The organism is Flavobacterium sp. 83, assembly GCF_000744835.1.
Lineage (GTDB): Bacteria > Bacteroidota > Bacteroidia > Flavobacteriales > Flavobacteriaceae > Flavobacterium.
In genome coordinates, this window is record NZ_JQMS01000001.1 from 1353007 (window position 1) to 1366162 (window position 13156).

Annotated in this window: 13 protein-coding genes and 1 tRNA gene; 7 read left to right on the forward strand and 7 right to left on the reverse strand. The window is 33.2% G+C overall.

What is annotated here, in order from left to right; genetic code table 11:
- Positions 1-2: 2 nt before the first annotated feature.
- The 4 genes from T410_RS05905 (at position 3) to T410_RS05920 (ending at position 4011) form a co-directional block, all read left to right on the forward strand.
- Entirely contained in the window at positions 3-1604 is a 1602-nt protein-coding gene (locus T410_RS05905) for a phage/plasmid primase, P4 family (protein WP_051929362.1), read from the forward strand.
- Complete coding sequence (locus tag T410_RS16440; RefSeq protein WP_051929363.1) at positions 1604-2683, forward strand: DUF6371 domain-containing protein; 1080 nt, start codon at positions 1604-1606, stop codon at positions 2681-2683. Before T410_RS05905 ends, T410_RS16440 begins: the two co-directional genes overlap by 1 nt.
- 87 nt (positions 2684-2770) lie before the next feature.
- Positions 2771-3208 (forward strand): hypothetical protein, encoded by a 438-nt coding sequence (locus T410_RS05915; RefSeq protein ID WP_035669445.1) that lies wholly within the window; start codon positions 2771-2773, stop codon positions 3206-3208.
- Between the two features lie 209 nt (positions 3209-3417).
- Positions 3418-4011 (forward strand): hypothetical protein, encoded by a 594-nt coding sequence (locus T410_RS05920; protein ID WP_035669447.1) that lies wholly within the window; start codon positions 3418-3420, stop codon positions 4009-4011.
- A 284-nt stretch (positions 4012-4295) separates the two neighbouring features.
- On the opposite strand, the gene T410_RS05925 is transcribed toward T410_RS05920, so the two are convergent.
- Positions 4296-4369: transfer RNA gene (locus T410_RS05925), tRNA-Ala, on the reverse strand.
- Between the two features lie 126 nt (positions 4370-4495).
- On the opposite strand from T410_RS05925, the gene T410_RS05930 reads away from it, so the two are divergent.
- From T410_RS05930 to T410_RS05940, 3 genes are all read left to right on the forward strand, one after another.
- Entirely contained in the window at positions 4496-5263 is a 768-nt protein-coding gene (locus tag T410_RS05930; RefSeq protein WP_035669449.1) for an enoyl-CoA hydratase/isomerase family protein, read from the forward strand.
- A gap of 179 nt (positions 5264-5442) precedes the next feature.
- Entirely contained in the window at positions 5443-5907 is a 465-nt protein-coding gene (locus T410_RS05935; protein ID WP_035669451.1) for a 6-carboxytetrahydropterin synthase, read from the forward strand.
- A gap of 4 nt (positions 5908-5911) precedes the next feature.
- Positions 5912-6670 carry a UDP-2,3-diacylglucosamine diphosphatase gene (locus T410_RS05940; protein ID WP_035669454.1) on the forward strand — a complete coding sequence of 253 codons (759 nt, stop codon included), beginning with the start codon at positions 5912-5914 and terminating at the stop codon, positions 6668-6670.
- A 178-nt stretch (positions 6671-6848) separates the two neighbouring features.
- On the opposite strand, the gene T410_RS17205 is transcribed toward T410_RS05940, so the two are convergent.
- The 6 genes from T410_RS17205 to T410_RS05970 form a co-directional block, all read right to left on the reverse strand.
- Entirely contained in the window at positions 6849-7022 is a 174-nt protein-coding gene (locus tag T410_RS17205) for a hypothetical protein (protein WP_238567347.1), read from the reverse strand.
- Between the two features lie 411 nt (positions 7023-7433).
- Positions 7434-8009 carry a DUF6705 family protein gene (locus T410_RS05950; protein WP_035669457.1) on the reverse strand — a complete coding sequence of 192 codons (576 nt, stop codon included), beginning with the start codon at positions 8007-8009 and terminating at the stop codon, positions 7434-7436.
- 20 nt (positions 8010-8029) lie between these two features.
- On the reverse strand, positions 8030-9397 hold the full coding sequence (locus T410_RS05955) for a hypothetical protein (RefSeq protein WP_035669459.1): 1368 nt from the start codon (positions 9395-9397) through the stop codon (positions 8030-8032).
- Between the two features lie 326 nt (positions 9398-9723).
- Complete coding sequence (locus T410_RS05960) at positions 9724-10995, reverse strand: MFS transporter (protein ID WP_035669462.1); 1272 nt, start codon at positions 10993-10995, stop codon at positions 9724-9726.
- Between the two features lie 13 nt (positions 10996-11008).
- Positions 11009-12697: a single-stranded-DNA-specific exonuclease RecJ gene (gene recJ, locus T410_RS05965; RefSeq protein WP_035669465.1), complete on the reverse strand. Its 1689-nt coding sequence runs from the start codon at positions 12695-12697 to the stop codon at positions 11009-11011.
- A gap of 107 nt (positions 12698-12804) precedes the next feature.
- Positions 12805-13149 (reverse strand): HopJ type III effector protein, encoded by a 345-nt coding sequence (locus T410_RS05970; protein WP_035669467.1) that lies wholly within the window; start codon positions 13147-13149, stop codon positions 12805-12807.
- Positions 13150-13156 lie beyond the last annotated feature (7 nt).

The window sequence follows — 13156 nt, forward strand, 5'->3', positions numbered from 1 at the left end:
CTATGGAAGTAAATACACTAAAAAGTATCATTGCAAGTGATATTGAGAGCAAAGTTAATTCGTTTGAGATTGCAAAACAGAAAACGCCAAACGATATTTTAAAGGAACTTACAAACAGTATAGGGCATTTAGATTTTCAAATATTGGCATTTCCAAACATCGATGAGTTAAGAAAGTCTTATTCAAAATTGCAACTTGAATTATTTGGAAGTATTTCGGACGGTATAGAACCACTTTATACTGATAAACAAAGCACCGAGTACAAAGAAGTATTTAAACAATGGCAGAAAGTCAGTAGGGAATTAGATAAATGCAAGCTATCTAAAAACCATTATCTAATCCTTTGCATTGAAAAGCTTTTGGATATTGCAAATGCGAATAAATGGGATTTATGTAAAAATGAAGCCTTTATTTATTTGTATAATGGTTGTTACTGGAATGAAATAAGCAAAGAATTACTTCAATCTTTCTTAGGCAAAACGTCTTTAAAAATGGGAGTTGAAAAATTCAAAGCTAAAATTCATACGTTCCAAGATGAGTTGTTTCGACAATTTATGGCCGAAGCTTATTTGCCGAAACCCGAACCGAAACCCAATAGTGTTTTGATTAATTTACAAAACGGTACGTTTGAAATAACACCCACAAAAAGAGGTTTACGGAACTTTGAGCAAAAAGACTTTATTACCCACCAATTGCCGTTCGAATATGACCCCGAAGCAACCGCCCCACAATGGCAAAAGTTTTTAGATGAGGTATTGCCTGATAAAGACAAACAAAAAGTATTTGCAGAATTTTTCGGTTACATTTTTATAAAACCAAGTGTATTGAAACTTGAAAAGATGTTAATCTTATACGGAACTGGAGCAAATGGTAAAAGTGTTTGTTTTGAAGTCTTAAACGCCCTTTTAGGAAGTGAAAATGTAAGCAACTACTCTTTACAAAGCTTGACAGATGCAAACGGTTATTACAGGGCAAAAATAGCTAATAAACTGGTAAACTATGCAAGTGAGATAAACGGCAAACTTGAAACCGATGTATTTAAACAAATGGCTTCGGGCGAACCAATAGAAGCACGTTTGCCCTATGGAAACCCTATGATTTTAAAAGAGTATGCAAAGTTAATTTTCAATTGTAATGAATTACCAAAAGACGTGGAACACACGAACGCATATTTTAGACGGTTTTTAATTATTTGTTTTGATGTAACTATTCCTGAAGACAGACAGGACAAACAACTACCAAACAAAATAATACAAAATGAATTATCGGGCGTATTCAACTGGATTTTGCAAGGACTTGACAGGGTATTGGAACAAAAGAATTTCAGTAAATGTGAAGCAATAGAAAACGCCCGAAGCGATTACGAAAAGCAAAGTGATAGCGTGCAAATATTTATTAATGAATTGAATTTTAAAACTTCAACTACTGATTACACATTAATAAAAACACTATACGAACAATTTAAAATATTTTGTATTGAAGACGGTTTTCGCCCCGTAAATAAGTCAAATTTTATGAAGCGATTAACAGCATACAAAATTTATGTTACACGCTTAAACGTGGGTAATGTGGCCTACATTACTACTGATATAAGTTTTATTTAATGGAAGTTTACAGATACACTTTGGACAAGGGAAGTAAGAAATTTCTTTGTCCAAATTGCACCAAAAAAACATTTGTAAAGTACATTGATACTGAAACAAGAAACTATTTGTCTGATGAGTTTGGTAAATGTGACAGGGAGCAAAACTGTAACTATCACAAAGCACCCCCAAAAGGCAATAAGTACTATTTAATAAAGGTTTTATCTATAAAGGAAATAACAGATAAGGCAATTAAAACAACTGATATAAACGGCCTTATTTCGATAGTGCCAAAATCACAAATACTGGAGCAGTCAAAAAATGATTGCTGGATTTCGGAATGGTTTTTAAAAAGTAGTACTATTCAATATTTAACGAATGAGTTTAAATATAATTATTCAAATGTATCGGGGTTTATAAATGAAGTTAAACAAATGGTACAACCTTTACCAATAGCACCGAGTTACCATAGTATCGAATTATTAGACAAAATGTATACTGAAATTCAAATTGACAATTTAACCGAGTTTTTAAAGATGAGGTTTTCAAAAGATGAGGTGTTCAAAGCAACACAAAATTATTTGATTACAGGAACAAATATTTGCTGGTTTAACTCAACTGTATTTTGGCAAATAGATGACAAAGAACAAATACACGCTGGTAAAATAATGCAATACGATAGGTTTACTGGCAAAAGAATTAAAGAACCTTACAATCGCATAAACTGGTTACATAAAGCCACCAAAGAGCCTGATTTTAATCTTAATCAATGCTTATTTGGATTGCACCGAGTTACTGAAGACTATCAAAAAACTATTGCTATTGTTGAAAGCGAAAAGACGGCAATAATAATGAGTATTTTGTTACCGCATTACATTTGGATTGCCACAGGAAGCAAAGGAAACTTTAAATTTGAGATGTTGAAACCAATCAAAAAAAGAAATATTGTTTCGTTTCCTGATAAAGGCGAATACATTAACTGGTTAAACAAAGCCACCGAGTTAAACGCAATAGGTTTTAAAATTTCAGTTAGCGAAATAATTGAAAACACCGAGTTTGAAAACGGTTTTGATTTGGCAGACTATTATTTGAATTTATAAAATAAATTAACTCGTTTACGGGAAACCGTAAAGTAATTGATTTTTAATAAATTACATTTAAAAATTATTAATCTAAATCTTAAAAAAATGAAAAAAGTATTATTGTTAAGTCTGTTATTAATAAGTGTAATGAGTTGTACAACAAACAGCAAAATTGAATCTGAAATTGATAAAAAAATGAGTGAAATTTTAAAAGATTATAGTAGTTATGAACCAATTGAAACACAAATAATAGATACAATTTTCGTAGGAGTAATTGCTAAAAAACAAATAATAGACCCTGTTAATTTAAGACATCCAAGTGCGACAAAAACGGCTAAATATAGAAAACTTGAAAATTCAAAAGAAGTTATTGCCTATGTGGTTAATCATAAATATAGAGCTAAAAACGGATTAGGTGCATTGGATATTTATACAAAAGATTTTGTTTTTGATAAAAACTATAAACTGTTTGGAGTGTCAAATAATTCAATTGACAATATTTTGTTCCCCCAACAGTTATTTTTTAAGGAATACATAAACTAAATTAATCTGTGATAATAAAACACAAAAGGCGAACCATAACGGAACGCCTTTTTTTTGTTCAAAACGTAAACCACAGGCAAGCGGTAAACCTCATCAAAGATACGCTATAATTAAATACTATTGAAATAATTCATTACATTTGTTTTATCTATAATTGACAAAAATAGGTTTAATGTTCCTTAATAATTTAGGTTTTAAATTCAGACAATATGCCACGATATGCAAATTATAATACAACCGTTGAAGACTGTTTAAAATACAGGGTTAAGAGTTTAACCGAAAACAACAATAATTACTTAAAATCGTACGGAATACGCACGGGCGTTACAAGTTGGACTATAAACGGGCAACCGCACGCGAAAATTGATTTTAAAGTAACACATACAGAAAACGGCACGTTTATAACATTTAATTATAGATGCAACGGCGAACCCATCAATTATAACGTTAATCTTATTAGTAGGGTTTCAAATTTAGGCAAGGGCGAAATGTGGTTTTTTGTTTGCCCCATAACGGGTAACTGTTGCCGTAAATTATATTTAAACGGTACACACTTTTTGCATAGAGAAGCGTATAAGGGTTTAATGTACGAAAGTCAAATAAAATCACAAAGCACCCGAGCAATGTATAAAGTCTTTGACGCGGTTTATGTAAAAGATGAGGTTTATGATGAGTTATACAAAAAGCATTTCAAAACCCATTACAACGGCAAAGAAACAAAACGCTATAAAAAACTAAAAAATATAATTGAAACGGCAAAAAGGTATCCAGCAAACACACTCGAAAGTTTATTAATGATGTAATACATATCTAAAGTAGAGCAAAGTAGATAAAACTAATATATTAACGTAACTATTTTGTTTGCACACCAATAAAGTTTTTGAGTTTGAAATAATATTAAAAAAGAGGTTTTTTTTAAGTAGATAGTGTAAAAGGTGTAAAAAATGTACCCAAAAAAACAAACTTATTTTTACCTAAAAAAAGTACTTTTATACAAAATCACAACCTAACAATACAAAAATCGTACAATTTTAAAATAAAAAAAACCGTAATAGCTTTGTCTATAGCTTGTTACGGTTTTTGTTTGTGGAGAATATCGGATTCGAACCGATCACCTCTTGCCTGCCAGGCAAGCACTCTAGCCAAATGAGCTAATCCCCCAAACTGTTTCGCAAATATAACATATAAATTTTCCAAAAAACAATTTTCCAAACTCAAATCCATACTATTTGAAAAAAAAGCAAAAGCATCCTTTACTTTTTTTAACTTTACATCAAAATAGGTGCTATGGTAACAGAAATCCCAACAGGTTCGCTCATCACAACAATCGAAAATAAAATCGTAACAATTCAATTTGGTCATCCGGCGAGCAATTCCTTTCCAAGAGAATTGTTAGATCGATTAACAAATGAATTCAATAATTTGAACAATAATCCTGCTGTTTCAGTGATTATTGTAAAAAGCGAAGGTACCGGTGTTTTTTGTGCAGGAGCTTCATTTGATGAACTTTTGGCAGTTTCTAATCAGGAAGTAGGAACCCGATTTTTCTCGGGATTCGCACATTTGATTAATGCAATGAGAAATTGCTCAAAACTTATTGTTGGTCGCGTTCATGGCAAAGCAGTTGGCGGAGGCGTAGGAATTGCTTCGGCTTGCGATTACACATTGGCAACAAAAAATGCGGCTATAAAATTATCCGAGTTGGCGATAGGAATTGGGCCGTTCGTAATAGAACCCGCAGTTTCACGAAAAATGGGAAAAATGGCCATGGCCGAAATGACGCTGGCAGCACACGAATGGAAAACGGCCGACTGGGCAAAAGACAAGGGTTTGTACGCCAATACTTTCGAAACGATTCAAGAACTTGATAGTGCAGTAGCTGATTTCAGTGCTAAATTATCCAGTTATAATCCAGAAGCGTTAACCGAAATGAAAAAGGTTTTGTGGGAAGGAACCCAAGATTGGGAGACTTTATTGCTGGAACGAGCCGCTATTTCGGGAAAATTAGTCTTGTCTGATTTTACCAAAAAGGCATTATCTCAATTCAAAAAATAATTTTTTCAGGATGTATTTTAGGAGCTATTTCCTGCTGTCCGCTATATCTATCGTGGCGAACCCCGCCACAATAGGATGCCGCTTCCATCAGGGCTAGACCTCATTGAAATTCGAATACCAACATTTACATCTCATTTCTCATATCAATTTGCTAAATTTGCAATCAAAATTAAACTTCGATGAGCAATATCAGAATTACAAAACAATTTGGTTTCGAAACCGGTCACGCTTTATATGGTTATGACGGGAAATGTAAAAATGTTCACGGACATAGTTATAAATTGTCAGTAACCGTGATAGGGAAACCAATCGAAAACCGTAACGACGTAAAATTTGGAATGGTAATCGATTTTTCGGATTTAAAGAAAATTGTAAAAGAAGAAATTGTAGATCAGTTTGACCACGCAACGGTTTTTAACGAAACCACTCCTCATATTGAATTGGCAAACGAATTGATAAATCGTGGGCATCACGTTATTTTGGTGGATTATCAGCCAACGAGCGAGAATATGGTAGTCGATTTTTCTCAAAGAATCATGAGAAGATTACCGGAAGGAATTAAACTGTTCTCCTTAAAATTGCAAGAAACAGAATCTTCTTTCGCCGAATGGTTTGCAAGTGACAATATGAAATCGATACTGTAGCTTCATGAAATTACCAAACAACAAAAAAGTATATTTCGCCTCCGATCAGCATTTTGGTGCGCCAACCCCAGAATTGAGTTTTCCAAGAGAACAAAAATTTGTGGCTTGGCTCGATGAGGTAAAAAAAGACGCGGAAGCTATTTTTTTAGTAGGTGATTTATTTGATTTCTGGTTCGAATACAAAACAGTGGTTCCAAAAGGATTTATTCGTGTTTTAGGTAAATTGGCTGAAATTCACGACAGCGGAATCCCTATTTATTTCTTCGTGGGAAATCACGATTTATGGATGGATGATTATTTCCAGAAAGAATTGAATATTCCAGTGTACCACGATAATCAAGAATATACTTTTGGTGATAAAACGTTCTTAGTGGGTCATGGTGATGGGAAAGGTCCCGGTGACATGGGGTACAAACGCATGAAGAAAGTATTTACAAATCCATTCTCCAAATGGCTTTTTAGATGGCTTCATCCTGATATTGGAGTAGGACTGGCGCAATATCTTTCCGTAAAAAATAAATTGATTTCTGGTGATGAAGACGTTACCTTTCTTGGCGAAGACAACGAATGGTTGATTCTCTATTCCAAACGAAAACTAGAAACCAAACACTACAATTACCTTGTTTTTGGGCACCGTCATTTACCTATGAAAGTAACTGTAGGAGAAAATTCAGAATATGTGAATTTAGGTGACTGGATTACTTATTTCACCTATGGCGTTTTTGATGGGGAAACTTTCGAAATCAAAAAATACGAGAATTAATTCATCCCCACACCATATAAATAATCATCCAGATTCATCTTAAATAAAGATCCCTCCACCAAGTCTTTTACAGCATTTAATTCTTCCATGGAAACAGCCAAATCAATTTGGGAACAAGGTGTTTTTGGTAAGAATTTGTGGCATTTGTTTCTAAGTTCGCAATCGTCACAACATTTATTTAGAATGCTACTTTCTTCAATGAGTATTTAAATAGTTGGAGTTCGTGTTTGGTAAAATAAAACCCCGTTTCTCTAAAAATCAATTGTACTTTATCAGTTACCACTTCATCCTCTTTTTTCCAGTAGAAAGAAGTTCCTGAATCATTGTAGTATATCTGTTTTATTTCTTTCATTTTGTGAATTATTTGAAACAAATACAATAATTATTTAGATTTATTCTAAATAAAAAAATATAAAAGATTCATAAAAAAATCGGTAAGTAATCCTGGGATTATTTTACCGACTTTTTAAATTATATTACAATGATTTTAAGATTCCCACTTTTCATGTTCATCAATGTCTTTTTATAAGTATGTAAATGAATTACCCAGTTTTAGTAATAATTCAAGATTGCTCTTGATTATAGAATAAATAATGTTTTTATTCTTTGAATCGGAGATTGTTTAAGATGATATAGAATTAAAAAACAAACCCTTTCAGTATTCAAAATGCTGAAAGGGTAATAATTTAAATTTATTAGTTTTAATAACGTTTTTGCTTATTTAATTTCTGAAACTGTTTATTGTGTTTTACTTTTTGTCATTTTACAGTTTGGTTAATCGCATCCCGTTTCTAGGCAATAATTGTTCAGCCAGTTTTAATCCTGTACAACTATCCTCAGTTAAAAGGATTTTTTCTGGTTCAAAAGTTAAAGACATGTCAGTATTGGATATGTTTTTCATACGGATATATACCGTTCCTTTTTGACCACAGCCAGAATTCTTACCGTAATAATTTGATACATAATAAGTCAAGTCTTTACTGAAATAATATCCTTCAATTACATAAGTACTTGTATCAGGCAAATTTCTTGTGTCTTCTATGATCACACCGTTAGTAGTAGTTATTAAATATCGTATAAGTAATTTGTCATAGGTTACATTTTGTGGTTTACAAGTATATTTTTTTACTATAAATGTATAATTTTTGTTTTCAAAAGTCCCTTTCCATGTTCCTATATATTTGCCAAGTAAATTATTTACATCTTTTAGATAAGTTCCTTCAGGTATACCATTTTGAGCGATCATATAATCAATTGTTTTTTCTACAGGTACAATTGTTTGGGCTTTGCAGGATATTGCAATTGTTAATAAATATCCTATTATTACTAATTTTTTCATGTTTATATTTTATTAAAGTATTAATTACAATTTATTGTTATTTTTTTACCGTTGATATCCAATGTTATTTTTTTATTTCCTGTATCTTCTATTTTATACAATTCAATACCGTCGATACCAATTTTGTCTATTAAGAATTTTAATAAACCTTTTTCCAAACCATTTTCGAGAATTGTTGTTATATAAATTTTATCTAGACTCTCGCCCCAATTAATAGTGTTGGCTTTTACATTAATATCGGCTGCATTTCCAGTAAAACCTAGTTGATAGGTTCCAGCACTTGACACCAACACCCCATAAGTATCACTTATAGGATTACCATAATTTTGTGCATTAATGATTAAAATTAAAAACTGTTTTACATCTTCTGGAGAAAATATTTTAATAGGAAAAACATCAATTAATTCTCCTTCTGCATTTGTTTTTTGATAGGAATCTAAATGAGTGTGCATATAACCTATCCTGTTAATGTCTCTTGGCAAAGTAACGGCATCAGAACCATTTGCAGTCAAAGTAGTGAAGGACCCGTCCTTTGTTTGTGCATAACCATTTTCTTTTGTTTGTCCAGTTTGCGTTTTTAGGACATCAATTTTTGCTTTATATATTGGATTGTTATATTGAGCTTTTAATTTTTCACAAGGGTCAATTACTACATCAACTACATCTCTACTTATTGTAGTTCTGTATAGAATATAATTGGAATCTCCATTTGTCCCACAAGGATAAGGAGTATTCATGAAAGAAGTTGTAATTATTGTCTCTTGCGTCGTATTTCTGTAGGTAAGTTTGGTATAATTTCCAACAGTAACTGAAGAATAATGATTTGTATTTTCTAATGCATACGTATATACAATATATGTTTCAATACATTCTGGTGCTTTATTGGTTGCAGATTGATTGAAATTGTGTAAGTTGATAATATCGTTTAAGGGTTCTATTATATTTTTTTCGGTAGTATTTTTGCTATGGCCATTAAAAATAACAAGTTGTCCTAATGAAGTTCCATTTAGTTGAAATACATTCAGAGTTCCAATAAAGTTACTAAGATTTTCAATGGAATTAGAGAATAAAGTATGGTTTAAACTTGTATACGCTTCCACTAAGTAGGAATGGATTTCAGTTCCTTTTTTTATTGCAATCAATTCGTATTTTAATTGATTTTGAAATAAATTGGATTCAATTTGAGTTGGCTTTTTTTCAGAGACTTCAATTTCATAAATTTCGAATCCGTCTTTCTCAATTTTGGAGAACGTTTCCCAATTTACAACTAAATTATCAGCAATGTTTTTATTGGTAAATTGTTCCAGTTTTAAATCGTTTTTTAGTTGATTTACAATTGGGTTTGTTGTGTTGTCCTGCAGATCATCTTTAGTACAAGAAAAGAGCATTAAAACCAAGAATATTCCTAAAAATGTGGGGGGGGGGTAAATAATTTTACTTTCATATTATGATTTAAAATTAGTGTTTTTTCGTGTAAAAAACATCGTTTTCAAACTTATGACTAATTTACTACAAATGAAATACCCAGTTTTAGTGATATTTTGTTTTTCTTTTTAAAAATGATATCCATAAAAAAAGTCGGTAACGAATCCTGAGAATATTTACCGACTTTTTAAAATTTATCACAGATTTATTTTTAATTAAAAAAATCTGCTTAATCTGTCAAATCTGTGTTCTATTCTAATGTATAAATATATTTTTATCCAGAAAGTGATTACTCTCCCTTTTCATGTTCGTCAATATCCTTTTGTAAGTCCAATTTTCTGAATGAAGGAGAAAATATTCCAGTTCCAAGAACGATCAATAAAGTCATACATCCACCAAATACTACTGAAGTTACTGTTCCCATCAGTTTGGCGGTCAATCCGCTTTCAAAAGCCCCCAATTCATTAGAAGAACCCACAAAAATAGAATTCACTGCCGAAACTCGACCTCGCATGTGGTCTGGTGTTTTTAATTGTAAAATAGTTTGTCGTATCACTACCGAAATTCCATCTACGGCACCACTTAAAAACAAAGCAAACACTGATAAAGCAAAAATTGTAGAAAGTCCAAATGTAATTATACAAAGTCCAAAAGCAAAAATAGCTGCTAAAAGTTTCATTCCGGCATTTTTATTCATAGGCACATAAGCCGAAATAAGCAAGGTTAAAAAAGAACCAACGGCTGGTGCAGCTCTCAATACGCCAAATCCTTCAGGACCAACTTTCAAGATATCCTGTGCAAAAACCGGTAACAGCGCAACCGCTCCACCAAAAAGAACAGCAACCATGTCCAATGATAATGCTCCCAAAACGGTTTTGTTATTAAAAACAAATTTCACGCCTTCTTTTAAACTTTCCATAATAGGTTCCCCAATGTTTGGATTCAAAATAGGCTTTGCGGCTATTTGTGATAAAGCGATTAATGAAAAAATAGAACACGCAAATACGGAACACATTGACCAGTGAACCCCAATCAAAGTAATAGAAAAACCAGCTACTGCAGGCCCTAAAACAGCCCCTATTTGCCAAACCGAACTGCTCCATGTAGCTGCATTTGGATATACTTTTTTAGGAACAATTAAGGATAAAAGTGAAAATATAGTTGGTCCGAGAAAAGAGCGAACGATTCCTCCCAGAAAGACCATAAAATAGATTCCATATAAAATTACAGTTGTAGAATAGCCACTCACAACTGGTGGCCAGGTTAATAAAAACAAGCCAAAACTAATTACCGAAAATCCTAAAATACATTTAACAAGAAGCCCTTTCTTCTCATTTTGATCTACAATATGTCCTGCAAATAACGCCATGGCTATAGCAGGGATGATTTCCATCAATCCGATGATTCCCAGTGAAAGAGGATTTTTGGTTAAACTATATACTTGCCATTCAATAACAATAAACTGCATGGACCAGGCAAAAACCATGGCAAAACGTAATAATAAAAAGGTATTGAATTCTTTATAGCGCAAGGCTGCGTAGGGGTCATGTGTTTTTTTCATTGTGTTAACCTAATTATTTAATATCTCTTAATCGTAATTGTAAACTGATATTTCCTTTCCATTCGTTTTCATCAATAGAATAAACGATTTCAAAAGGTTGTCCGTTTTTAGTAGTTTCTAATTTTTTGCCTAAGCCAAAACCAATTGCAGCAATGCCATCGGAATTATTTTGTTTTACAAACAGTTTTAAATGTTCGTCTTCTTGTCCCATTGGCTTTCCGTAACCGGTATCTTTTACATTTTTGGTCAGGAAAACGGGTGTCATATTTTGCGGTCCAAAAGGTTCAAATTGTTTTAGAATCCGAGTCAGTTTTGGAGTAATATCGGCAAAATTAATTTCTGCGTCAACTGAAATTTCAGGAGTTAACATATCCGGATGGATGGTTTTTTCTACTTCTTTTTCGAAAGCATCTTTGAAAAGTTGGTAATTTTCTTCCTTCAAAGTCATTCCGGCAGCATACATATGACCACCAAATTGTTCTAAATGTTCCGCACAGGCTTCCAATGCATTATAAACATCAAATCCTTTCACAGAACGTGCTGAAGCGGCATATTTATCGCCGCTTTTAGTAAAAACCAAGGTTGGCCGATAATAGGTTTCTATCAATCGGGACGCTACAATCCCAATAACTCCTTTGTGCCAATCTTCTTGAAAAACAACGGATGTAAACCGCTCTTTTTCCTGATTGTCTTCAATTTGTGAAAGCGCTTCTTTAGTAATTTGTTTGTCTAATTCTTTCCGGTCTGAATTGTATTTTTCTATTTCAGAGGCAAATTGTTGCGCTTGCTCAAAATCAAATTCGGTTAACAATTCCACCGCATGATTGCCGTGTTTAATGCGTCCCGCAGCATTTATTCGTGGTGCGATGATGAAAACAACATCGGTAATATCTAAAATTTGTTTTTTTACTTGATGGATTAACGCTTTTATTCCGGGTCTTGGTTGTGAGTTGATAACTTGCAATCCAAAATATGCCAACACTCTATTTTCCCCAGTCATCGGTACAATATCAGCCGCAATGGCTGCCGCAACCAAATCCAAATAGGGGAATAAGTCTTCAATAGTTTCCTCTCGATTTTGCCCTAAAGCCTGAATTAATTTGAAACCAATTCCGCAACCGCATAATTCGTCATACGGATAGTTGCAATCGTCCCGTTTTGGGTCGAGAACTGCAACTGCTTTCGGTAAATTTTTACCAGGTCTGTGGTGATCACAAATGATAAAATCAATGTTTCGCTCTTTGGCGTAAGCCACATGATCGATGGATTTTATACCACAATCCAAAGCAATGATGAGCGAAAATCCATTGTCATCCGCAAAGTCAATTCCTTTAAACGAAACGCCATAACCTTCGTCATAACGATCCGGAATGTAGGTCGCCACGTTTGGATAATAGGTCTTTAAATAGGAAGAAACGAGTGAAACTGCTGTGGTTCCATCGACATCATAATCGCCAAAAACGAGAATATTTTCCTCATTTTCAATCGCTTTTTCGATTCGGGCAACTGCTTTTTCCATATCTTTCATCAAATATGGATCGTGTAAATCATCTAAACTGGGACGAAAAAATCGTTTGGCATCTTCAAAAGTTTCAATACCGCGTTGCACTAATAAGGTTGCCACAAAATCTTCCACATTCAGAGATTGAGCGAGATGTTTTATCTTTTCTTCAGAAGGTTTTGATTTAATGGTCCAACGCATATTGATTTGGTATTATAAAATTGTGTTAGGAATTTTGTCAGGTCGAGCGCAGTCGAGACCAACCGATGTGTCTCGACTGCGCTCGACCTGACAGCGAATTTTAATTTTTATTTCAACACTAAAGCACTTCCATAAAACGCAATTCCATTCCAGTCGGTTTTCATAAAATTACGAATGTTTTGGTGATCTGTTCCGTTTGGGTTTTTCAAAACATCATCGTAGTAATACGCTCCAAAACAAGCCAGTGTAGCTGCTTTTGATAAGTTATGAATTTCGCCGAAAGCAAATAATTTGCAAGATCCTGAATTTTCTCCTGCTGCATTGTGTTGCAAACCGTTCTCGAATGCTGTTGGTGTAAAGTCGTAGTTTTCTTCGATAGTTGCAATGGTCTCCGAAAATGCTATTGATTCAGGAGTTTGTGTTAATTTTTCTAAAAAAGCGGCTATAGTCATATTGATT

Coding starts and splice junctions, on each gene's coding strand:
- T410_RS05960 (WP_035669462.1), bottom strand. CDS start 10,995: ATGAAAAAAACACATGACCCCTACGCAGCCTTGCGCTATAAAGAATTC.
- T410_RS05920 (WP_035669447.1), top strand. CDS start 3,418: ATGCCACGATATGCAAATTATAATACAACCGTTGAAGACTGTTTAAAA.
- T410_RS05940 (WP_035669454.1), top strand. CDS start 5,912: ATGAAATTACCAAACAACAAAAAAGTATATTTCGCCTCCGATCAGCAT.
- T410_RS05955 (WP_035669459.1), bottom strand. CDS start 9,397: ATGCTCTTTTCTTGTACTAAAGATGATCTGCAGGACAACACAACAAAC.
- T410_RS05970 (WP_035669467.1), bottom strand. CDS start 13,149: ATGACTATAGCCGCTTTTTTAGAAAAATTAACACAAACTCCTGAATCA.
- T410_RS17205 (WP_238567347.1), bottom strand. CDS start 7,022: ATGAAAGAAATAAAACAGATATACTACAATGATTCAGGAACTTCTTTC.
- T410_RS05950 (WP_035669457.1), bottom strand. CDS start 8,009: ATGAAAAAATTAGTAATAATAGGATATTTATTAACAATTGCAATATCC.
- T410_RS05915 (WP_035669445.1), top strand. CDS start 2,771: ATGAAAAAAGTATTATTGTTAAGTCTGTTATTAATAAGTGTAATGAGT.
- T410_RS16440 (WP_051929363.1), top strand. CDS start 1,604: ATGGAAGTTTACAGATACACTTTGGACAAGGGAAGTAAGAAATTTCTT.
- T410_RS05935 (WP_035669451.1), top strand. CDS start 5,443: ATGAGCAATATCAGAATTACAAAACAATTTGGTTTCGAAACCGGTCAC.
- recJ (WP_035669465.1), bottom strand. CDS start 12,697: ATGCGTTGGACCATTAAATCAAAACCTTCTGAAGAAAAGATAAAACAT.
- T410_RS05930 (WP_035669449.1), top strand. CDS start 4,496: ATGGTAACAGAAATCCCAACAGGTTCGCTCATCACAACAATCGAAAAT.
- T410_RS05905 (WP_051929362.1), top strand. CDS start 3: ATGGAAGTAAATACACTAAAAAGTATCATTGCAAGTGATATTGAGAGC.